A 21,389-nucleotide genomic window follows, 5' to 3' on the forward strand; every position below is an offset into this window, starting at 1 on the left:
AGCGTGGGGGGTGTGGGGGGTGTGGGGGGCATGCGGCGCGTGGCGGTCGTATCCGAGGTCCCGGCCGCCGTCCGCCGCGTCCTCGCCGGGGTCGTAGGTGTCGTAGAGGTCGTAGCCCCCGTGGGCGCGGGCGGGGTCGCTGTCCGGTGAGACGGCGGCCCGCGGGCCGGCCGCGCCGTCCGCCTCCCCGGCGGATTCCGCGCCGAGCAGCGCCTGCGGGACGATCAGCACCGCCTGGACGCCGCCGTAGATGTTGCTCTGCAGCCGGACGACGATGCCGTGCCGCCGGGCCAGCGAGGAGACGACGAAGAGCCCGATCCGGCCGTCGCTCAGCAGCTCGGCCACGTCGATGTGGTCGGGGTCGGCGAGGAGGGCGTTCATCCGGCTCTGCTCGTCCGCCGACATGCCCAGGCCGCGGTCCTCGACCTCGACCGCGAGGCCGGCGGTGACGAGCTGGGCGCGCAGCAGTACGGGGGTCTGCGGAGCGGAGTAGATGGTGGCGTTCTCGACGAGTTCGGCGAGCAGGTGGATGACGTCGGCGACGGCGTGGCCGCGCAGGGTGCCCTCGATCGGCGGCACGAGCTTGATGCGGGGGTACTGCTCGACCTCGGCGATCGAGGAGCGGAGCACCTCGGTCATGGAGACCGGGCGGCTCCACTGACGGCGGGAGATCGCGCCACCGAGGACGGCGAGGTTCTCGGCGTGCCGGCGGATGCGGGTGGCGAGGTGGTCGACGTGGAAGAGGCCCTTGAGCAGGTCGGGGTCCTCGACCTGGTTCTCCAGTTCGTCGAGCAGCTCGATCTCGCGGTGGACGAGGGACTGCAGCCGGCGGGCGAGGTTGACGAAGACCTCGACCTTCTGCTCGCTGCCGCTGGCGTTGCTGCGGGCGATGGCGACCGCGTCGATGACGGCGGACTCGGCGGCCCGGCCGGCGGCGGCGACTTCGTGGGCGAGCAGGTCGAGGGTGTCGCCGGTGGGCTCGGGGCCGTTCTCCGGTTCCCGGCGCGGGAGCCATTCGCCCTGGCGGACCCGGTCCAGCAGGTCGTAGAGGTCGGACTGGCTGCGGGCGCAGACCTGGCGCAGCCGGGCGTAGCGCGCGACGGCCGCGCGGGCCTCGGAGTTGGCGGCGGCGCCCGCGGTGAGCACGATGACGCAGACCACGACGAGGCCGCCGGCGAGGACCACCCATTCGCGTCCGGTGAGCCTCGCTCCGCCGGCCTGGACGACGAAGGCGGCGACGGCGGTGCAGATGACGGCGACGAGGAGGCAGGGTACGGCGGCGAGCCGGACCAGGCGGGACCGTATCGCCGAGTCGGCGGCCGACTCCGGGAAGGAGGCCCGGCCGTGCCGTCCGCCCTCGCGCTCGCGGCGCCGGGCGGCGACGGGTGCCGGAGCGGCCACGGGTACGGGGGCGGGCCCTGAGGAGCCCTGGGCCCCTGGGGATCTTGGAGCCTCCTGGGACGTCTGGGTCCCCTGGGGGAATGCAGTAGGCACGGCGCCCTCCGGATCGGCCGTTGGCAGTTCGCGGAGCACGCACGCTAGTTGTTGCGGGGGTGGGGTTCGGGCCTACTTCGAGGTTTCGCTACCCCGCGCCACCTCCTTGAGTGGAGGTCGCGCGCACGCCAGTGCGAGTCAATCCGAACTCCCGTCCACAAACGGTGAGTTGACCCCTCTCAGGCACCCCCACCGAGGCTCACTACCGGCGCGCACCGACCTTCCGCGCGCCGGTGACCGACCCGGCGTGTCGTCACACGAAGACTCCGCTCCCGTCACACGAAGACTCCGCTCCTCAGCCTGCCCCGTTGCACTGGACGGCAGTTGCCGGGAGGCCGACGAATCCGCTTCTCACCCTCGCGGGTGACGCCGGAGGGCGGTGGAGGGCGGCGGAGGACTGCCGATGGCGAGGGGGCGGGGGGCGACGGTGGATCGGAGGTCGTCTCGATCGGCTCTGTCACCCTTTGGACGACATGACAGTTGTCAACGAGTCGACGACATGCTACAACTGAGGGCAGGTGACGCGCATTGGCAGGCACTGCCGCCCGAAGCCACTGGAGGTGTTTCACGATGTTGATGCGCACCGACCCGTGCCTCCCGCTCGACCGGTTCACCCAGGCGCTGCTGGGCGTTTCCGGCACCTGGTCGAGGCCCTCCCCGATACCGATGGACGCCTACCGCGCTGGCGGGGAGTTCGTGATCGCGCTCGATCTGCCGGGCGTCTCCCCCGACGCGATCGACATCGACGTCCGGCGGAACGTGCTGACCGTCAAGGCCGAACGCCGACCGGCCGCCGAGACGGACGACGTGCGGATGCACCTGAGCGAACGCCCGCTGGGCGTCTCCTCCCGGCAGATCGTCCTGGGCGACACCCTCGACACCGAGCACATCACGGCCGCCTACGACGCCGGTGTGCTGACCCTGCGCATCCCGATCACCGAGCGCACCGAGGCCCGCAAGATCACCATCGGTGAGCAGTAAGGGTACGGGGCAGCGACAGCCCACCGACTGAGCTACTGGGCGAAGTCCCCGGCGCGCACGGCGCGATCGGTTCGATCAGTTCGACCCGTTCGATCGGCCCTTCCCTCCATCGCGGCCGTGGCCGGCCCCCGCGACCGGTCATGTGACCGCCAAGAATCCCCGTTGACGAGTTGACGAGAAAGGCGACCGCGTAACCGATGTACACCCAGCCTGAAACGGGTCGGCCCGCACCGGGCATGACGTTCGACCAGATGCTGGAACGGGTCCGGTACGAAGGGGCGTACCCCACCCGGGAACGAGCGGAGGAAGTCGTACGCGCCGTGCTGGCGGCACTCGGGCGGCAGCTCACCGGTGAGGAACGCGTCGAGCTCGCGGCCCGGTTGCCTGTCGAGGCGGCCCTGGCGTTCACCGCCGAGATTCCCTGCAACGACGGCGAACGCCTCACCGGCTGGGGCTTCGTGAAGGACCTCGCCGCCCGCACCGGCGGCACCGCGGCCACCACCCGCTGGGACACCGGCGCGGTCCTCAACACCGTGGCCCAGCTCGCCGGCCCCGAGCTCCTCACCCGCGTACTCGCCCAGCTCCCCTCCGGATACGCACTCCTCTTCGGCCGCGCCGAACTCACCCGGGCGGCTTGAACCTCGGCGGCCTGGAGCCGTGGCTGGCCTGAACCCGGTGGCTTGGTGTGGCGGCTCGGGGGCCCGTAGAGCGTGGGGAGACCCGTAGGGGTTGGGGAGACGCTAGAGGTTATTGGGGATACCCGTAGGGGTTGGGCGAACAGATCCCGTAGGGGTCGGACGCGCCCCTTGCAGGCCACAACGTGGGGGCGGGGGACGGTATTCCCGCGCACGGCTGGAGACGTCCAAGTGATCTGACCGACCCCGAAGCCACCCGGGCCCCCACCGTCGGCTTCTCGCCACCCGACCTGGGGCCCACACCGGTGGCCTCTCGCCCGACCCCGGGGCCCGTACCGGCGGTGTCTTGGACGGTCCGGGGCTCCCTGTTGTTGGCGTGTGACGTGGCGCCAGATCGGAAAGGACGCATGACTTTTGTTCCTCCGGGTAGGCGGCCGCTGCGGCGCCCGAGCCTGTCGGGCGCGCAGGAGGGCGTGATGACCACCGTCGTGAATGACACCGCAACCGAGCAGCACACCGAACTGACCGCGGATCTGCCGGAGGTGCCGTGCCCGAGCGCGGTGGCCCCCAGTGACGCACGCGAATTCTCCAAGCTGTTCTTCGCGCGGCTCCAGGAATACGAAGAGGGCACGCACGAGTACCAATACGTCCGCAACACGCTCATCGAGATGAACATGTCGATGGTGCGCTATGTGGCCCGCCGTTACCGCAGCCGTGGTGACGACATGGAAGACATCATCCAGGTCGGCACCATCGGACTGATCAAGGCGATCGACCGTTTCGACCTCGCCCGTGGGGTCGAATTCTCCACCTTCGCCGTCCCCTACATCCTCGGGGAGATCAAGCGTTTCTTCCGCGACACCGGGTGGGCCGTGCACGTCCCCCGCCGTCTCCAGGAGCTGCGCAGCGAACTGGCCAAGGCGAAGGAGCAGTTGCACAACGACCTCGACCGGGAACCCACCGTCCGTGAACTCGCCGGTCACCTCGGCCTGTCCGAAGAGGAGGTCATCGAGGGCCTGGTGGCCGCCAATGGCTACACCGCGGGCTCGCTCGATACCCCCACCGACCCCGATCCCGCCGACCAGCGCCGCCCGCTGGCCGATGTCCTCGGGGAGGAGGACCCGGGCCTGGAGACGGTCGAGGACCTCCACACCCTGGCACCGCTGCTGCAGACGCTCGACGACCGTGAACGCCGACTGATCGAGCTGCGGTTCGGACAGGAATTGACCCAGTCGGAGATCGGCGCGGAACTCGGCGTCTCCCAGATGCACGTCTCGCGGCTGCTGTCCCGCATTCTTTCCCGGCTACGCACCGGCATGCTCACCGATCGCTGACGCCGGCCGGCGCTTCCCTCCTCCCGGCCCCTCCGAAAGCTCGGCCCCATCGGGAACCCTCAAATCCGCGAAATCCTCCACCGTCATGGATAGGGGCGGTGGAGCCGGGTACCCGGTGGAGCGCCGGACCGGTGCGGACTACGCACGCCGGGTCGGCGAAATGGAATTCGCCACCACTGAGGAGGAGTGGACATGAGCACGGTGAAGGAGACGGTAGACGTCGAGGTCCCGGTCCGCACCGTCTACAACCAGTGGACGCAGTTCGAGGAGTTCCCCCAATTCATGGAGGGCGTCGAGGAGATCAAGCAACTCGACGACCGCCATAACCACTGGACCACCAAGATCGGTGGCATCCGGCGGGAATTCGACACCGAGATCATCGACCAGCTCCCGGACGAGCGGATCGCCTGGCGAACCACCGGCGGCGACACCCGGCAGAGGGGTGTGGTCAGCTTCCAGCGCCTGGATGACAGCCACACGCGGGTGCAGCTCGTGATGGAGGTCGAGCCGACCGGGACCGCGGAGAAGACCGCGGACATGGTCGGGCTGATCGACCATCGCACCAAGGGCGATCTGCAGCGCTTCAAGAAGTACATCGAGCAGCGTGAGAGGGAGACCGGCGCATGGCGCGGCCGTATCCGGCCGGGCGGCTCCGGACCCGTCGGCTGACGCGGCACGAAAAAACGAACATTCCCGGAGGGGCGGCAGCGACCGCCCCTCCGGCGTTTCGGGACTCCGGCGTTTCGGGACTCCGGCGTTTCGGGGCTCCGGCCTTTCTGCGTTCCAGCGTTTCTGGGCTCCGGCCTTTCTGCGCTCCAGATATCGACGCTGAGGCCTTTCTGCGTTCCGGATTTCGGCGCTTCTGCGCCTCGGCCCTCCGGCCCTCCGGAGCTCTGACACCCCAGCACTCCAGAGCCAGGACCTCCGCTCCGGCGCCCCGCCGCTCCGCCGCCCCGCCGCCCCCCGAAAAGTGCCCGGATATCGGGCATCGCCTGCTGTTTTCCGACAAACACTGCTCCGCCGCGGGACATCCGTTGACGTCAGGGCGTCGGCGGTGTGATGGTACGGCCGCCATGCAGGGCATGGACATGCCCATCCCCCACTGGGCAACCCGCCGCCCGAACGGGCACGGCGCATCCCCCATGCCTCCGGCCAACCCCTCACCCACCCCCTCAAGGAGCCCTGGTGTTACGAAGATTCGCGGTGACCGGCGCCTCCCTCGCCGTCACCCTCGCAGCCGCCCTGCTCACCGCAGCCCCCGTCTCCGCCGCACCCATCGCACTCCTCACACCCGTCGCACCCCTCCCGGCAGCACAAGTCATCACCGCCGCCTCTCCCACTTCCCCCACCTCCCCCGCCTCAGTCCCCGCGCCCGCCCTTGGTGCTCTCGCCACCGACGACGCCCCCGACATCGACGTCACCAAGGTCCAGGCGCATCTGAGCGAGCTCAACGCCATCGCGAACCGCAACGGCGGCACCCGTAAATCCAGCGGTCAGGGCTACCGGGACTCCGTCGCCTACGTCAAGGGCCGTCTGCAGGCGGCCGGTTACACCGTCACCGAGCAGCCCTGCACCTCCGGCTGCGCCAGTGGGGCCGGGCCCAACCTGATCGCCGAGTGGCCCCAGGGGGACACCTCGTCGGTGTACATGTTCGGCTCGCACCTCGACAGCGTCGGGGCCGGGCCCGGCATCAACGACAACGGCTCCGGCTCGGCGGCCCTCCTGGAGACCGCCCTCACCCTCGCGGAACGCCACCCCGCGATGGCGGCCCGGGCCCGTTTCGCCTGGTGGACGGACGAGGAGCAGGGCCTCAACGGCTCGGACTTCTACGTCGGTTCGCTCTCCTCCGCCGAGCGGTCCCGGATCAAGGCGTACTACAACTTCGACATGATCGCCTCGCCCAACGGCGGCTACTTCATCAACCACCTCACCTCCACCGCCGCCCAGCCGATGAAGGCGTACTGGGACTCGCTCGGTCTCCAGCCCGAGGAGAACACCGAAGGGGCCGGCCGGTCCGACGACTACTCCTTCGAACAGGCCGGCATCCCGACCTCCGGATACGCGATGGGCGCCGGCGCCCGGAAGACCTCGGCGCAGGCGGCGAAGTGGGGCGGCACCGCCAACCGCGCCTATGACTCCTGCTACCACCAGTCGTGTGACACCACCGCCAACATCAACGCCACCGGACTCGACCGCAGCGTCGACGGCATCGCGGCCACGCTCTGGAAGCTCGCCGTCGCCCGCTCCACCCCCGCGAACGACTTCTCGCTGACCGCCACCCCGGCCTCCGGCAGCGTCGCCCCGGGCGAGTCCCTCACCGCGACGATCGCCACACAGACCACCAGCGGTTCCACCCAGACGGTGGCGCTCTCGGCGTCGGGCGCTCCGGCAGGCGTGACCGTCTCGTTCAGTCCCGGCTCGGTGACCAGCGGTGCGAGCTCCACGATGACCGTGGCCGCCGCGGCGTCCACCACCCCCGGCACCTACCCCCTCACGGTCACCGGCACCGGCTCCGGATCGGTCAGCCACACCACGTCCTTCTCGCTGACGGTCAAGGGCGCCGGAGGATGCACCGCCGGGCAGTTGCTCGCCAACGGCGGCTTCGAGAACGGGACTTCGCCCTGGACCGGCGACACCGGCACGATCGGCGCGCACGCGGGGCAGTCCGCCCACGGCGGCAGCCGGTTCGCCTGGCTCGGCGGATACGGCTACACCGCGACCGACACCCTCAGCCAGTCGCTGACCGTACCCACCGGCTGCAGCAAGGCGACGCTGACGTACTGGCTGCACATCGACACCGCGGAGACCGACCACACCGCCTATGACACCTTCCGGGTGAAGGTCGGTGACAAGATCCTCACGAGCTCGTCCAACACCGACGCGGCCCCCGGCTATGCCCAGCACACGCTGGACCTCAGCCCCTACATCGGGCAGCGGATCACGCTCACCTTCACCGCCACCGAGGACACCAGCCTCCAGACCAGCTTCGTCCTCGACGACACGTCCCTGCAGGTCTCCTGAGGGCCTCCGGGCCCCCGGAAGCACCACCCACCCATACCCGCCCGCTGCGCATGTCAGCGGGCGGGACGGGGAAGCAGGGCGCCGGCCCGCTTCACGGTGCGGATGACCGGAGCCGTCTCGATCGAGCGAATCGCGTCCAGTGCGGCGATCCGCCCGGTCAGATACCGCGCGAGGTCCACGGAGTCCCGGCAGTTCACGGCCGCGAGCAGATTCGTCGGCCCGGTGGTCAGCGCCACCAGGGACACCTCGGGGTGCTCGGCCATCGCCGAGGCCACCGCGACGAGTTGGGACGGCCGTACGGACATCCACAGGCGCGCCTCGGCGCGGAAGCCGAGGGCGGCGGGCGGGACGTCGACGAGGAAGGTGAGCACGTCGGCCCGGCGCAGCGCGGCCACCCGCCGGCGCGCGGTCGACTCGGACCATCCCGTGGCGGCCGCGAGTTCGGGGTAGCCGGCCCGTCCGTCCCGCGCCAGCACGTCGAACAGCGGCCGGTCGGCCGGCCCGACCAGGACCCCGGCGTCCCCGGCCGCGTCTTCGGCGCTGTCCTCAAGCGGTCCGGGCGGTGCCAGCAGCGCCGTCTGCTCGCGGGTGAGGCGTGCGGGGCCGGCCCAGTCGTTGGGCAACGCGTAGTGGTCCAGCAGGAGATGGGCGGATACGGAGGTGACCCGGGCGGTCCTGGGCAGCTTGTGCAGGAGGAGGGCCTCGCTCTCGTCGGCGGTGGCTGTCTGGGCGCTGCACGAGATCTCGGTTCCGCCGGAGAGCAGGTGGACGTACGAGGTGTCGGCGCGGGCGGCGAGCGCCGTGGCGAGGGGCCCCGCCGCGTCCGGTGTGCACTGCAGCCGGATCGTCCAGGCGTGGTGGCCGAGCCGGGCGCCGTTGAGCGTGCCGACCACGCGGAGGGTCCCGGCGGAGCGCAGCCGGCGGTAGCGGCGGGCGACGGTGCTCTCGGACACCCCGAGCGCCTCCCCGATGAGGCGGAACGGCGCCCGCCCGTCGATCTGCAGCGCATGCACCAGCCCGTGGTCCACGTCGTCCAGGGTGCCGGTTCCGGTCTTCATGGAGGACGAGTGTGCCAGCTTCCGCCGGCGGGGCGGCCAGGGTGACCAGGCCTCGCCCTGCCGCTGTGACCCGGTACGGTCGCGGCATGGATGTCGCCCGGTTGACCACGCCCTCGTTCCTCGTGCTCGGCATCATCGACAAGCTGGGCGAGGCCAGTCCGTACGACGTGAAGGTCGAGGCGGCGCGCACGGTCGCGCCGTTCTGGTCGATGCCGCATGCGCAGGTGTACGCGCAGTGCGACCGGCTGGTGGAGGCGGGGCTGCTGTCGGAGGTGCGGCAGTCGGGCGGGCGGAACCGGCGGCTGATGCGGCTGACCGACGCGGGCCGGAAGGCGCTGGCGGACTGGCTCGCCGACCCGGCCTTCGTGCCCGTCGAGGCGCGCGAACGCGGCATTCTGAAGCTGTGGTTCGGGGCGCGGCCGGAGGTGCTCGCGCCCGTGCAGCTCGCCGAGCACCACCGCACGCTCGCGGGCTACGAGGAACTCGCCGAGCGCATGGGCGAGTTGCTGACCCGCGGGCAGCGCGAGGCACTGGAGTTCGGCATCCGCTATGAGCGGATGGTGGTGGATTTCTGGCAGTGGGTGGAGCAGCGCGGGGAGTGAGGCCGCCGCGCGACCGTTGACCACGGTGACGGATCGCCCTTACCTTCTCGATAGTCCAGACAGGACTATTGGCGCCGCGGGCCGCGGGGTTGCGGGGTTGCGGCGGGGCAGGCCGGAGCGAGGGAGTCGCCGTGAACCGTCCGAGGAGGGTCGCCTGGCGCCGCGTGGCCACCATCGCCGTGGTGGCCGTCTGCGTGAGCTACGCGCCGATCGCGATGACCGAACTCTGGCCCTACGCGCAGCGCGGGGCACCGGCGTTCGGCGAATGGGTGGTGGCGCGTGCGGTGTCACCGCGCTATGTCGCCGAGGCCGTGGCGGACCGGCTCGGCCCGTACGGGCGCAGCCTGGTGGCGCTGATCGTCCACTCGGTGCTGGGCGGTGCGCTGATGCTGCTCGGCCCGGTCCAGCTGCTCTCGGCGGTGCGGCGGCGGATCCGGCTGCACCGGGCGGTGGGCGTGGTGTTCGCGCTGACCGTGTACGCGTCGATGGCGGGCGCCGCGGCCTATCTGTTGCGCACCGCGCCCCGGGACGCGTTCAGCGGGCCGGCGTTCTGGATCGTGCTCACCACCATCCTGGTGGGCACGGTGCTCAGCGTGACGTTCGGCATCTTCGCCGCCCTCGGGCGCTTCCCCGACCTGCACCAACGGTGGCTGCTGCTGTGCTACGGCTTCCTGATGACCGCGCCGCTGCTGCGCCTCGAATGGGGTGCGCTGCCGTGGCTGCTTCCCGGGCTGTCGATGGCGAACATCAACCGGGTCGCGGTGATGCACCTCGGGTCGGTGGTGGCGTTCGGCGCGCTGCTCGCCTCGCGGGCGATGGACCGGCGGGGGACGGTGCCCGGGGTGCGGGGGACGTGGGTGCCGACGCCGGTGCTCGCCGCGGTGCATCTCGCCGGCGCGGCCGCGCTGGCCTGGATCGTCCGGTCGTACCTGGGCCGGGGCGCCGAAGGGCTGCGCCTGCTGGTCGCGTATCTGGTCCCGTACGCCGTGACCTACGCCGTGCTGCTCGTCCGCCAGCGGCGCGCGGGGCGGGACGGCCGGAGCTGGGCGCGCGAGGAGTGGCGTCTGCATCTGGCCGCCCTGTGCCTGGCGCCGGTGCTCTCGGTGGGCGCGGCGCTGCTGTTCGAGCGGTACATGACGCTGGACCGGGGCACCGCGCTGTCCGCGGGGGTGGCCATCGGCTGCGGCATGCTGGCGTTCGCGGCGACCACGGTGGTCAGTCTGCGGATCATGTCCGCCCGTGAGCTGGTCAAGCGGGAGGGCCTGGCCGCGCCCCGTCACCCGCACCGGGCCCCGTCACCGGCGTAGCCAACACGTATGCGGCGCAAGCCGGTTGAGGGACGAGCCGGGGAGGGAGAGGGAGTGCGGATGGCTGAGGAACCGGACGCGTCCGGCAGCGCCGAGGCCGCTCGGGCCGCGGAGGCGGGGCAGGCCACTGACGGGCCGTCGGCCGTGGCGGGCGAGGGCCGCGCACTGACCGTGGGCGTGACGATGCTCGCGTACACCGTCGGCGTGATCAGCGTCCTGGTCGGGGCGCTGCTCGCGGTGGCCGGTCTCACCGGGCAGGTGTTCAGCGCCTGGAAGTCGGCCGGGCCGCTGAGCCCCGCGCTGGTCGGCGCGGCGATGGTCGGTGTGGCGCCGGGGCTGTTCAGCGTGGGCCGGGCGCGGGTCTGGGAGGAGGTCCGCACGCTGGTCCTGCCGCTCGCCGTGGTGCTCGTCGGTCTGTTCGCCGTGAGCCTGCTCAATGCGGGCAGGTTGCAGGCGGCCGCGGGCGGTCCGGTGGTCCTGGTGCTGTTCAGCCTCGGTTGGGTCGCCGTGCTCGGGGGGCTCGCCGTGTGTGCGCTCGCCGCTCTCGTCCGGCAGTACCTGAAGCCGGCCCGGCCGCCGGCGGCCCGCCGCGCCCCGCTGCCGGGGTGGTCGAAGCCGTTCCTGGCCGTGCTCGGCTCGGCGTGGTTCGGCATCGGTACGGGCCTGCTGGTCAGCCCGCGGTTCTGGGCGGACTTCGTGCCGTGGGCGGTGAACCGGCCCGACGCCCAGGCGCTCGGCGTCTGGGGGACCGCCCTCGGCGTCGGCGTCCTCGGGGCCCTGGCCGAGGACGACCTGACGCGGACCCGCCCGGCGCTGCTCGCCCTTCCCGGTATCGCGCTCGCCGTGGCCGTCGTCCTCGCGGTGCGCGCCGGCGAGGTCGACTGGTCGTCGGGGCCCGCGCCGTCCCTGGTCACCATGGTCGCGGGGTTGCTGGTGGCGGGCACCATCGGCCACCGTCTGCTGGGCCGCGGCCCGGCACCCCGGCCGTGAGCGGGACCGCGGGTGGGGCGGCCCAGGTCGCCGCGGCCCCCTGACCGGCGGCACCTACACTGACCCGGTCGGGACGGGCACCGCGTCCCACCGGGGGGACGGAGACGGCAGTGGTCGGACGCGGCAAGGGTGACGGTGGCGCGGTGGACGACCCGTCCGCCGAGGTGCTGGGCGAGGCGGCCGCGGTGTTCGGACTGCTGGCCGCTCCCCCGCGGCTGCACATCGTGTGGGCGCTGACGCAGGGCGAACGCGATGTGAGCGGGCTCGCGGAGCGGATCGGCGGGGCCCTGCCGGCGGTCAGCCAGCATCTGACGAAGCTGAAGCTCGCCGGTCTGGTGCGCTCGCGCCGGGAGGGCCGCCGGGTCGTGTACTTCGTCGACGACCCCGATGTCGTGGCGGTGGTGCGCCTGTTGTTCGACCGGCTGGACGCCCGGCGCGATGGACGGTCCGCGGGCGCCCCGGCGGACCTGCGGTCCTTCGGCGCCTGAGGCCACGTGCCCGAGACCACCGCGACACCGGGCGCCGGCCCCCCTCCTGTGCGGGCGGCCGGCGTACGCGCCCACGGCGCTCCGGGTTCCGGCCACAGCAGTGCGGATCCGGCCCGGCTGACGACGCTGGAGCTGCTGCGCCGGCTGGCGGCCGGGCCGCGCGGACTGACCGCGGAGCAGGCCGGGGAGCGCCTGGTCCGGGACGGCGAGAACGTCGCTCCCGGCTGGCGGCCGGTCTCCTGGCCGCGGCGCTTCGTCGGCAGTCTGCGGGACCCGTTCACCGCGGTGCTGCTCTGTCTCGGGCTGGTGTCGGCGGCCGTCGCCTCGTGGGGCACCGCCTGCGTGATCATGGTGCTGGTCGTGGTGAGCTGCCTGCTGCGGTCCGGCGGCGAGCACCAGGCCGGCCGGGCGATGGCCGGTCTGCGCGAACTGGTCGCCACCACCGCGTCCGTACAGCGCCGCGCGGACGACGGCGCCGCGCCGGTGGTCCGCGAACTCCCCGTCGACCAGCTCGTCGTCGGTGATGTGATCCGGCTCGGGCCCGGTGACCTGGTACCGGCGGATGTCCGGTTGCTGCGCGCCAGCGGGCTGACCGTGCACCAGGCCGCGCTGACCGGCGAGTCCGCGCCGGTACCGAAGTACGCCCTCGACGCTCCGCCCGATGCGGACGACGGGACGTCCGAGCCGCCCCACCTCTGCTTCCAGGGCAGCAGCGTGGCCTCCGGGAGCGCAACGGCCCTGGTCGTCGCCACCGGCGCGCACACCCGGTTCGCGGCGGCGCACCGCGGCCCGGCCCGGCGGCGGTCCCGGAGCGCCTTCGACCGTTCGGTGCACGGCATCGCCTGGACGCTGATCCGCTTCATGCTGCTGACCCCGCCGCTGGTGCTGATGGCGAACGCCGCGCTGCGCGGACGGGGCCTTACGACGCTGCCGTTCGCGATCGCGGTGGCGGTGGGCCTCACCCCGGAGATGCTGCCGGTGATCGTGACGGCGACGCTGGCGCGCGGTGCCTCGGCACTCGCCCGCACCAGCGGTGTGATCGTCAGACGGCTCCCGGCACTGCACGACCTCGGGGCGATCGACCTGCTGTGCCTGGACAAGACCGGCACCCTGACCCAGGACCGGCCGGTCGTGGCGCGGTCCGTGGACGCCCGGGGAGCCGACGATCCGGACGTGCTCAACTGGGCGTCGGTGGGCAGCTTCTGGACCCTGGAACTGGCCGAACTGCCCGCTGTGGACTCCCTCGACGAGGCGGTCCTCGACGCCTCGGCGGCGTACGGCGCGGATCCGCTCGGCTACGACGGGATCGCGGCGCTGCCGTTCGACCCGGCCCACCGGATCGCCACCGCCGTCGTCCGCCGCCCGGGGACGTACGGCCGGCACACGCTCGTCGTCAAGGGCGCCGTCGAGGACGTCCTGGGCCGCTGCGGGCGCGTCCGGCTGGACGGTACGGAGGCCGAACTGACCGAGGGGGCACGCCGGCGGCTGCTCGACCTCGCGGCCACCGAGGCGGCCGGGGGCTTGCGGCTGCTCGCCGTCGCGCACGCCGAACGCCCCGCGCGTTCCGGCCCGTACGGCGAACGGGACGTCCGGGGGCTCACCTTCCTCGGCTGGGTCGCCCTCCGCGACGTGCTCGCCCCCACCGCCGGCGCCGCGCTCGCCGGTCTCGCCCGGCGCGGGGTGGCGGTGAAGGTGCTCACCGGCGACCACCCCGGCACCGCCGCCCGGGCCTGCCGCGACCTCGGACTGGAGCCCGGCGAGGTGCTGACGGCCGATCAGCTCGGGCCGCTCGACGGGCCGGCGCTCGCCGCGGCCGTCGAGCGGGCCACCGTCGTGGCACGCTGCACCGCCCAGGACAAGGCCCGGATCGTGGCCGCGCTGCGCGAGAGCGGCCGGACCACCGGCTTCCTCGGCGACGGCGTGAACGACCTGCCGGCGCTGCTCACCGCCGACGTGGGCATCTGCCCCCGGGGAGCGGTGGCCGTGGCCCGCGAGGGCGCCGACGTCGTCCTGGCCGACAAGGACCTGACCGCCCTCGACCGTGCGCTCACCGCCGGCCGGCACAGCAGCGGCACCATCGCCGCCTATCTGCGGATCACGCTCTCCTCCAACCTGGGCAACGTCCTCGCGATGCTCGCCGCCGGCCTGCTGCTGCCGTTCCTGCCGATGCTCCCCGCCCAGGTCCTGGTGCAGAACCTCTGCTTCGACGCGGCCCAGCTCGCCTACGCCTACGACCGGCCCGCGCCCGCCGCGGCACGCCGCCCGGCCGTGCTGCGGCCGCGCGCCGTGCTCCGCTACATCACCGCCTTCGGCCTCCTCAACGCCGCCGCGGACCTGGCCACCTTCGGGGTGCTGGCGCTCGCCGTGCACCTCACGGACGGCGCCGGCGGCCCGGCGGTGTTCCACGCCGGCTGGTTCACCGAGAACCTGCTGACCCAGGCCATGATGATGCTGCTGCTGCGCACCGGCCGGCCCGCCCCCGGACGCCGCGCGATCGGCCCGGTCCACCTCGCCGTCACCGCCCTCGCCGTCATCGGCCTCCTGCTCCCCCTGTCCCCCCTGGCCGCCACCCTGGACATGTCCGCCCCGCCGCCGCTGTACCACGCGCTGCTCGCCGCGGTCCTCACCCTGTACGCCGCCACCCTCACCGCGGCGAGGCGGCGCTACGCGTGAACCCCTCCGCGAGCGCCCGGACCGGCTCCGCCGGCGGCGCGGGACGGGCGCGGCCGGGGGATGCAGAAGAGGGCGAGGGTGGCTGCCGTCAGGTACGCGGTCGCGCCGATGGCCATGCTGATCCGCAGGCCGGTGGTGAAGCCGGCGGAAGCGGCGATGCCGGCCATGGAGCCCCAGAGGCCGAAGGCCCGGGAGCGCTCGGCGGGGTGAGGCCGACTTCTTCCTCCGGCACGACGGCTTCTTCACCGACATGGCCAAGGGGCCCGCGGCGGACTCCTGGGAGGACCGGGCCGCCCTCCGCAAGTCGTTCAAGACCCGCTGAGAAACCCGCCCTGACGGGACGGAGTACGCCGCCGGAGAGATCTTCCTCACGACCACCGTGGTCCCGAGCAACCGACCGCGCGTCAAACACCTCCTTACACGGCAGGGAACGAATTCGTGAGGGATGGGGGAGCCGTGCGGCGGCGTTCACTTCTCGCGGCGACATCGGCCGCGCTCGTACTGACCGTCTCCGCCGGTCTCGGCCTGACCGGCTGCGGTTCGCAGCGCATGGCGGCGTTGCACGCCAACTGCACCACCAAGGGCCTGCGGTGGAAGCTCACCGTGCTCAAGAAGCCGGCGCACAGCACGCACCGTAACGCCCGCCTGACGATCGTCAACAAGACGTCCCGGCCGTGCGTCTTCGGCGGCTATCCGTTCTTCGAGGTGCACGTCGGCAAGGGGCCCCTGGCTGACGGCAAGGGGCGCGGCTCGGTCCCGCCGCCCATCGACCTGCGCGCCGGCGGCACGGTGACGACGGGCCTGCGGTACAAGGATTCCGAGCCCGGCGACCCGTCCGGCGAGTGCTTGGTCAGCAATGTGGAGGCGACGGTGGCCGCACCGCACGACCCCGCCCAGCGGTCCATAACCGCCCGGGACGAGTCCGGCCGGCGCTCTCTTCTGAACGTCTGCGACACCACGGTGTGGATGAGCCCGCCCAAGGAAGCGGCCGAGTAGCGCGGGATCTTCCAGGGCCCCGGGCCTCGTGCGGGGCCGGGCCCGGCTGGTTCAATGGCCGCCGAGGTGAGGGACATGGTGTCGGCCGACCGGCTGCTGGCGTTCGCGGTGATGTCGCTGTTGGTGATCGTGATTCCGGGGCCGAGCGTGCTCTTCGTGATCGGCCGGGCCCTGGCGCACGGCCGCCGTACCGCGCTGGCCACGGTCCTGGGCAATGTGCTCGGTTCGTACCTGCTGGTGGCCGCGGTGGCGTTCGGTCTCGGGGCGCTGGTCGAACGGTCCGCCGCGGTGTTCCTGGCCGTGAAGCTGGCCGGGGCGGCCTACCTCGTCCTCCTCGGCGTGCAGGCGTTCCGTCACCGCAAGGACATGAAGCTCACCGCCGTGCGGCCGGCCGGGCCGCGGGCCCGCGGCGATCTGCGGACGGTCGCCGACGGCGTGCTCGTCGGCTGCACCAACCCCAAGGGGATCGTCTTCTTCGCGGCCGTACTCCCCCAGTTCGTGGACCACGCGGCGGGCGGGCTGCCCGCCCAGATGCTCGTGCTGGGCCTGGTGCCGATCGGCATCGGCCTGATCACGGACACGGTGTGGGGGCTCACCGCCTCGGCGGCCCGCAGCTGGTTCGCCCGGTCCGAGCGCCGGCTGTCGCTGATCGGCGGCGCGGGGGGCTTCGCGATGATCGGCCTCGGGGTGACGGTCGCGGCGACCGGACGCGCGGACTGACCGGCGCCCGGTGCCGCAGACCGCCCGCTCAGCGGTCCGCCGCGAGATCGGCCTCCACGGCCGGGGGCGCCACCGGCGGCCAGGCCGGCCAGCCGTGGACCGGCGGCACCGCGATCGCCCGCCACCAGGGATAGCCGGCCGGCGGATCGGCCGGCTCGAACGGCTCGCCCGGTCTGGGGTGGACGGTGGTCACCCCGGCCTTCCGGCCGGCGCTCAGCGTCCATTCGGCCGGCTCGGCCCACGGGTGCGGGGCGAGGTTGAAGGTGCCCCAGTGGATCGGCAGCATGACGCCGGTCGGTGCGCCGCCCTGGAGGTCCAGATGGGACCGGACGCCCTGGGCGGGGTCCATGTGGATGTCCGGCCAGAACTCGCTGTAGGCGCCGATCTGGATCATCGTCGCGTCGAACGGGCCGTGCGCCGCGCCGATCTCCGCGAAGCCGGGGAAGTAGCCGGTGTCGCCGCTGTGGAAGATGCGGTGTGCGGGGCCGGCGACGACCCAGGAGGCCCAGAGGGTGTGCTGCGGACCGCGCAGGCCGCGGCCGCAGAAGTGCTGGGCCGGGGTGGCGGTGAGGGTGAGCTCGCCGACGCGGGTGGCCTCGTGCCAGTCCAGCTCGGTGATCCGCTCCGCGGGCACGCCCCAGAATTCCAGGTCGGCGCCGACGCCCAGCGGGACGACGAAGACCGCGCCGGTGCGGATCAGCCGCTGGATCGTGGGCATGTCGAGGTGGTCGTAGTGGTCGTGGGAGATCACCACGGCGTCGACCGGGTCCAGCTCGGCCGGCTCGACGGGCATCGGGTGCATCCGCTTCGGGCCCGCCCAGGTGAACGGCGAACAGCGCTCCCCCCACACCGGGTCGAAGAGCACCCGCCGGCCGTCGATCTCCGCCAGTACGGTCGAATGCCCCAGCCACGTCAGCCGCAGCCCGGACGCGGGCGGAACCCGCAGGTCCGCGGCGGTCGTGCGGTGCACCGGAATCCGGCCGACCGGGGCCCGGCGCAGCCGCCCCTCGCGGTTCAGCTGGGTGCGCGCCATCGGCAGCGCCGAGCCGTCGAGCAGCTGCCGGGTCTGCACCGGGTTGCGGAACTGGCCGTCCACGAACTGCGGCGACCTGCGTATCCGGGCCAGCCGCTCGCCCGTGGGCCGCGCGCCGAAGCTCGCGGGACGCAGCGCGGACAGTCGGGTACGGCGGGATCGGGAACCGGGCACGGCACCTCCATGGTCGGGGCGGTCGCGAAGTGAACGGGCCACGGGACCGGTGGGTTCCGCCGGTGCCCCGGCCCCCTTCGCGCCTCCACCTCAACGCCGGGGCCGCCCCTCACATTCCGTGACCGGCCACCTCCGCGGCGTCGAATTCCCGTACGACATGATCCTCCACCGCCCGGTACCCGACTCTCCGGTAGAGCGCATTACCGGTGGCGTTGGAGAGATCGGCGAACAACACCACCTCCCGGGCCCCGAAGGCCCGTGCAGCGACCGACACCGCTGCGGTGACCGCCCCGGCGAAACCGCGTCCGCGCAGCTCGGGTGGTGACGACGCGGCTGCCGCGCCGGCCGGCGTACTGGCACGTGAGCGGTCCCGGCCTGCCGGGGTGAACGGCGCTCGGCCCGGTGCCTTCGCCGCCGAGATCGGGGGTCCCGCCGCCGCGCGGCGCGCGTGCGCTCGACGAGCGGATCGCGGGCGGCCGCTGTCCACTGTGGGAGTACCAGGGCCGCCCGGTCTCGATGGCCTGTGTCACGCGGACGCCGGCCAGGATGGCCCGGGTCGCCCCCGTCCACACGGGCGCCGAGGCCCCGTCAGCACCCGCTCCGCACCGGTCACGGTGCACCGGCGGGGCGTCTTGCGCGTCGTTTCCCCCCTCCTGCCACCGCCGTCCCTGACATCCCGATTTCGGGCGGGGCTGCGTCTAGACTCCCGCCAGCGGACGCACCTGTCCGCAAACGGTCTCACCAGCAAGGGATTCGTCTCACCAGCAAGGGATGCAGGGACGCTTGTGACATTCCAGCAGGTATCCGAGCCGTATGACGCATATGACGTACTCGTGGTGGGCGGGTCGGGGGTGGACACCATCGTGCCGGTCGGCGCGCTGCCCGTACCGCCCGCCGATTCCCACCCGGTCGCGCCCATCAGGGAATGGGCCGGCCATACCGGCACCGGCGTCGCGCTGGGCTGCGCGGCGCTCAGACTGACCACCGGATTCGTGGACTTCATCGGCGACGACCCTCCCGGGGCCCTGGTCCGCGAGCGGCTGGCCGGCACCGGTGTGGACTTCCGTCCGCTGATCTCACCGCACGGCACCCGGCGCGCGGTCAACCTCGTCGCCCCCGACGGCCGACGGATGTCCTTCTACGACGGGCGTGACCCGCTCGACCTGCGGATGCCTCCGGAGCACTATCTGCCGGTGCTGCGCCGGGCCCGGCACGTGCATCTGTCCATCACCCACTTCGCCCGCTTCCTCTACGACGACATCGAGGCGCTCGGCCTCCCGGTCTCCACCGATCTGCACGACTGGGACGGTCTGACGGACCACCACCGGGAGTTCGCCTTCCGCTCGGACCTGGTGTTCCTGAGCACGGCGGGGGCGGGCGAGCGGATCGGGCAGGTGATGCGGGAGATCCTGCGGCAGGGGCGGGCCCAGGCGGTCGTGGCGACGGCCGGCGCGGGCGGCGCCTACCTGCTCACGCCCGACGACCGGACCCCGCGGCCGGTGCCGGCCGCGGTGCCGCCGGGCCCCGTCGTGGACAGCAACGGCGCCGGCGACGCCTTCGTCTGCGGCTTCCTGCACGGCCGGCTGGCGGGCCGGCAGCTGGAGGACTGCGCACGCCTGGGCGCGGTCGCGGGGGCGTACGCGTGCACCTCGCCGGGCACCCACACCGCCCTCATCGGGCCGGAGGGCCTGCGCGGTGTCGTCCCCGAGCCCGCGACCCCGGCCGAGCCGGCCGGTCAGTCCTTGCGGCCGACCCCGCCGTAGAAGACGGTGTTGTTCAGTTCCTCGGCGTCGGGCACCGGTCCGTCCGGCCGCCACAGCGGGACCCGGACCAGGCCCGGGTCAAGGAGGGTGAACGGCCCGAAGAGCGGCTCGATGCCGGCCTTGGACCGCAGGTTGAGGCTGGCGGTGGCGCTCTTGTAGACGTCCTCCACGCCTGCCCGGGCGACCTCGTCGGTACGGCCGCCCGGGTAGCCCTCGTAAGGTTCGCCGGTGGCGTGCGACAGGACGAGGTGGCTGCCGGCGGGCAGCGCCTCGGCGAGGGTGGCGATCACGCCGGCCGGGTCCTCGGCGTCCCGGAGGAAGTGCAGGACGGCGACGAGCAGCAGCGCCACGGGTTCGTCGAAGTCGATCAGCTCACGGACCACGGGATGGTCCAGGACCGCCTCGGGATCGCGGACGTCGCCGAGCACGAAGCCGGTCTGCGCCGCGTTGGTGAGCCGGGCCCCGGCGTGGGTGGCGACGATCGGGTCGTTGTCGACGTAGACGACCCGGCAGTCGGGGGCGGCCTCGCGGGCCACCTCGTGGGTGTTGGGGGAGGTCGGGATGCCGGTGCCGAGGTCGATGAGCTGGCGGACGCCGGCGGCGACGACGGTGCGCACCGCGCGCCGCAGGAAGGCGCGGTTGGCGCGGGCGCTGAGCCGTACCTGGGGGTGGACCTCGATGACGCGCTCGGCGGCCACCCGGTCGACCTCGTAGTTGTCCCAGCCGCCGAGGTAGTAGTCGTACATCCGGGCCGGGTGCGGCCGGCCGGTGTCGATCTCCTCGGCGGTGAAGCCGGTGTGCTCGGGGCCGGGGGCGTACGGCCCGAAGTCCGGAACCTCGAAGTCCCGGCTGTCCGGCGGGAGTTGTTGCCCGCTCATGCCGTCCTCCGCTCGGTGCACCGGCCGGCCGGTGCCGCGGTGAGCAGGAAGTCGGCGTGGCCGGCCTTGGCGCCCTCGATGAAGCTGACCATTTCGCGGTGGGTGTAGATCAGCGCCGGGCCGTCCGGGTCGGTGGACTGGCGCAGGGCGATCCGGCCGTCCCCCAGCCGCATGGCCTCGACGCACTCGCCGCCGTTTCCGCCGCTCCACGGTTTGTGCCAGCCCTCTGTGCCCAGTTCTTTGGCGGGCATGCCGTTGTAGATGCGTATGCGATCCATGGGGGGTTCAGATCTCCTTGCGAAAGCCACCCAGAATGGCCTCGGTGGTGTGTGCCGGCGCGGCCTGCGCACACATCCGGTCCAGGGCCTCCAGGTACTGCGAAACGTCGTTGCGCTGGTCGAAGTACACGGCTCCGACGAGGCTTTCCGTATAGGCGATGTCCGGGAGTTCCGGGATCGGGAAACGGAAGATGTGGAAGGGTCCGTACATGGCGGGGTGCGGGCCGGCGGCGAAGGGCATCACCTGCAGCCGGACGTTCGGCAGCGCGGTGGCCTCCATGAGCCGGGTGATCTGGTCGCGCATCACCTTCGGCCCGCCGATCGGGCGCCGCAGGACGGTCTCGTCCATGACCACCCAGAGCATCGGCGCGTTGTCGCGGGTCAGCAGGGACTGCCGTTCCCTGCGCAGGGCGACGATGCGGTCGATCTCCGCGCCGGAGGCGTGCGGCATCCCGGCACGGAGCACGGCGGTGGCGTAGTCCTCGGTCTGCAGCAGTCCGGGGACGTAGTGCGGTTGGTAGGCGCGGATGAGGTTGGCCTCGCCCTCCAGGCTGACGAAGGCACTGAACCACTCGGGGAGGACGTCCCGGAAGCGGTGCCACCAGCCGGGCTTGTTGGCCTCGCGGGCCAGGCTCAGGAAGCCCTCGATCTCCTCCTCGTCGGTGACGCCGTAGGTCGCCAACAGCTTCTCGACGTAGGGGAGTTTGAGGCCGACCTCGGCCTTCTCCATCCGCCGGACCGTGGCGTGGGTCACGTCGAGCGCCGCCGCGGCCTGCTCGTAGGAGAGTCCCGCCTTCTCGCGCAGGTCCTGCAGTCGCTTGCCGAGCACCACCCGCAGGACGGTCGGTGCGCCTGCCGACCGTGGGTCCGCCACGTCCGATCGCCTCCAACTGACTTCAGTGTTCAGCAGTGTGTCATGCCGTCATCAGGACGAACAGACTGCACTGACGATTCTGCAAATTGC

Annotated in this window: 21 protein-coding genes; 14 read left to right on the forward strand and 7 right to left on the reverse strand. The window is 72.6% G+C overall.

The window, feature by feature from the left end; genetic code table 11:
- Positions 1 to 1,401, reverse strand: a 1,401-nt coding sequence (locus tag IG62_RS0135850) for a sensor histidine kinase (protein WP_234326882.1), incomplete at its 3' end; no start/stop codon positions are given.
- A gap of 663 nt (positions 1,402 to 2,064) precedes the next feature.
- Between IG62_RS0135850 and IG62_RS0135855 the strand changes: the two genes are divergently transcribed.
- The 5 genes from IG62_RS0135855 (at position 2,065) to IG62_RS0135875 (ending at position 7,465) form a co-directional block, all read left to right on the forward strand.
- A complete protein-coding gene (locus tag IG62_RS0135855) occupies positions 2,065 to 2,475 on the forward strand; it encodes an Hsp20/alpha crystallin family protein (RefSeq protein ID WP_030813555.1) in 411 nt (136 codons plus the stop codon).
- A 236-nt stretch (positions 2,476 to 2,711) separates the two neighbouring features.
- Entirely contained in the window at positions 2,712 to 3,113 is a 402-nt protein-coding gene (locus IG62_RS0135860; protein WP_107053108.1) for a DUF2267 domain-containing protein, read from the forward strand.
- A 473-nt stretch (positions 3,114 to 3,586) separates the two neighbouring features.
- Positions 3,587 to 4,444, forward strand: a complete 858-nt coding sequence (locus IG62_RS0135865; protein WP_030813561.1) for an RNA polymerase sigma factor SigF — start codon at positions 3,587 to 3,589, stop codon at positions 4,442 to 4,444.
- 192 nt (positions 4,445 to 4,636) lie between these two features.
- A complete protein-coding gene (locus IG62_RS0135870; RefSeq protein WP_030813564.1) occupies positions 4,637 to 5,113 on the forward strand; it encodes an SRPBCC family protein in 477 nt (158 codons plus the stop codon).
- A 516-nt stretch (positions 5,114 to 5,629) separates the two neighbouring features.
- On the forward strand, positions 5,630 to 7,465 hold the full coding sequence (locus IG62_RS0135875; protein WP_234326883.1) for a M28 family metallopeptidase: 1,836 nt from the start codon (positions 5,630 to 5,632) through the stop codon (positions 7,463 to 7,465).
- A gap of 53 nt (positions 7,466 to 7,518) precedes the next feature.
- On the opposite strand, the gene IG62_RS0135880 is transcribed toward IG62_RS0135875, so the two are convergent.
- Positions 7,519 to 8,523: an Lrp/AsnC family transcriptional regulator gene (locus IG62_RS0135880; RefSeq protein ID WP_030813570.1), complete on the reverse strand. Its 1,005-nt coding sequence runs from the start codon at positions 8,521 to 8,523 to the stop codon at positions 7,519 to 7,521.
- Between the two features lie 86 nt (positions 8,524 to 8,609).
- On the opposite strand from IG62_RS0135880, the gene IG62_RS0135885 reads away from it, so the two are divergent.
- From IG62_RS0135885 to IG62_RS0135920, 8 genes are all read left to right on the forward strand, one after another.
- Positions 8,610 to 9,125, forward strand: coding sequence for a PadR family transcriptional regulator (locus IG62_RS0135885; protein WP_030813574.1), 516 nt, complete (start codon positions 8,610 to 8,612; stop codon positions 9,123 to 9,125).
- A 131-nt stretch (positions 9,126 to 9,256) separates the two neighbouring features.
- Positions 9,257 to 10,432 carry a DUF2306 domain-containing protein gene (locus IG62_RS0135890; RefSeq protein WP_051799080.1) on the forward strand — a complete coding sequence of 392 codons (1,176 nt, stop codon included), beginning with the start codon at positions 9,257 to 9,259 and terminating at the stop codon, positions 10,430 to 10,432.
- 60 nt (positions 10,433 to 10,492) lie between these two features.
- Positions 10,493 to 11,422 (forward strand): hypothetical protein, encoded by a 930-nt coding sequence (locus tag IG62_RS0135895; RefSeq protein WP_030813580.1) that lies wholly within the window; start codon positions 10,493 to 10,495, stop codon positions 11,420 to 11,422.
- 110 nt (positions 11,423 to 11,532) lie between these two features.
- The gene (locus tag IG62_RS0135900; protein ID WP_030813582.1) at positions 11,533 to 11,910 is read left to right on the forward strand and encodes an ArsR/SmtB family transcription factor; all 378 of its coding nucleotides are present in this window, start codon (positions 11,533 to 11,535) and stop codon (positions 11,908 to 11,910) included.
- Positions 11,911 to 11,916: 6 nt separating this feature from the next.
- Positions 11,917 to 14,583 (forward strand): magnesium-translocating P-type ATPase, encoded by a 2,667-nt coding sequence (gene mgtA, locus IG62_RS0135905; protein ID WP_030813584.1) that lies wholly within the window; start codon positions 11,917 to 11,919, stop codon positions 14,581 to 14,583.
- Positions 14,584 to 14,661: 78 nt separating this feature from the next.
- Positions 14,662 to 14,793: a hypothetical protein gene (locus tag IG62_RS49720; protein ID WP_267887937.1), complete on the forward strand. Its 132-nt coding sequence runs from the start codon at positions 14,662 to 14,664 to the stop codon at positions 14,791 to 14,793.
- Between the two features lie 228 nt (positions 14,794 to 15,021).
- Positions 15,022 to 15,579, forward strand: a complete 558-nt coding sequence (locus tag IG62_RS0135915) for a DUF4232 domain-containing protein (RefSeq protein WP_234326884.1) — start codon at positions 15,022 to 15,024, stop codon at positions 15,577 to 15,579.
- A gap of 75 nt (positions 15,580 to 15,654) precedes the next feature.
- Positions 15,655 to 16,299, forward strand: coding sequence for a LysE family translocator (locus IG62_RS0135920; RefSeq protein WP_030813588.1), 645 nt, complete (start codon positions 15,655 to 15,657; stop codon positions 16,297 to 16,299).
- 28 nt (positions 16,300 to 16,327) lie between these two features.
- On the opposite strand, the gene IG62_RS0135925 is transcribed toward IG62_RS0135920, so the two are convergent.
- Positions 16,328 to 17,506 carry an MBL fold metallo-hydrolase gene (locus IG62_RS0135925; protein ID WP_030813589.1) on the reverse strand — a complete coding sequence of 393 codons (1,179 nt, stop codon included), beginning with the start codon at positions 17,504 to 17,506 and terminating at the stop codon, positions 16,328 to 16,330.
- A gap of 109 nt (positions 17,507 to 17,615) precedes the next feature.
- Positions 17,616 to 17,993, reverse strand: coding sequence for a GNAT family N-acetyltransferase (locus tag IG62_RS50340; RefSeq protein ID WP_107053109.1), 378 nt, complete (start codon positions 17,991 to 17,993; stop codon positions 17,616 to 17,618).
- 298 nt (positions 17,994 to 18,291) lie between these two features.
- Here IG62_RS50340 and IG62_RS0135935 point away from each other — a divergent pair, with 298 nt between their 5' ends.
- Entirely contained in the window at positions 18,292 to 19,269 is a 978-nt protein-coding gene (locus IG62_RS0135935; protein WP_030813591.1) for a carbohydrate kinase family protein, read from the forward strand.
- Here IG62_RS0135935 and IG62_RS0135940 read toward each other — a convergent pair.
- From IG62_RS0135940 to IG62_RS0135950, 3 genes are read right to left on the reverse strand one after another with little or no spacing between them, the layout of a single operon-like run.
- Positions 19,242 to 20,147: an SAM-dependent methyltransferase gene (locus IG62_RS0135940; protein WP_030813594.1), complete on the reverse strand. Its 906-nt coding sequence runs from the start codon at positions 20,145 to 20,147 to the stop codon at positions 19,242 to 19,244. The genes IG62_RS0135935 and IG62_RS0135940 overlap by 28 nt on opposite strands.
- Positions 20,144 to 20,425 (reverse strand): DUF397 domain-containing protein, encoded by a 282-nt coding sequence (locus IG62_RS0135945; RefSeq protein ID WP_030415679.1) that lies wholly within the window; start codon positions 20,423 to 20,425, stop codon positions 20,144 to 20,146. The genes IG62_RS0135940 and IG62_RS0135945 overlap by 4 nt, the downstream gene beginning before the upstream one ends.
- Before the next feature lie 7 nt (positions 20,426 to 20,432).
- A complete protein-coding gene (locus IG62_RS0135950) occupies positions 20,433 to 21,299 on the reverse strand; it encodes a helix-turn-helix domain-containing protein (RefSeq protein ID WP_030813598.1) in 867 nt (288 codons plus the stop codon).
- Positions 21,300 to 21,389 lie beyond the last annotated feature (90 nt).

The sequence above is a fragment of the Streptomyces sp. NRRL S-337 genome (assembly GCF_000720175.1).
GTDB classification, from domain to species: Bacteria; Actinomycetota; Actinomycetes; order Streptomycetales; family Streptomycetaceae; genus Streptomyces; species Streptomyces siderophoricus.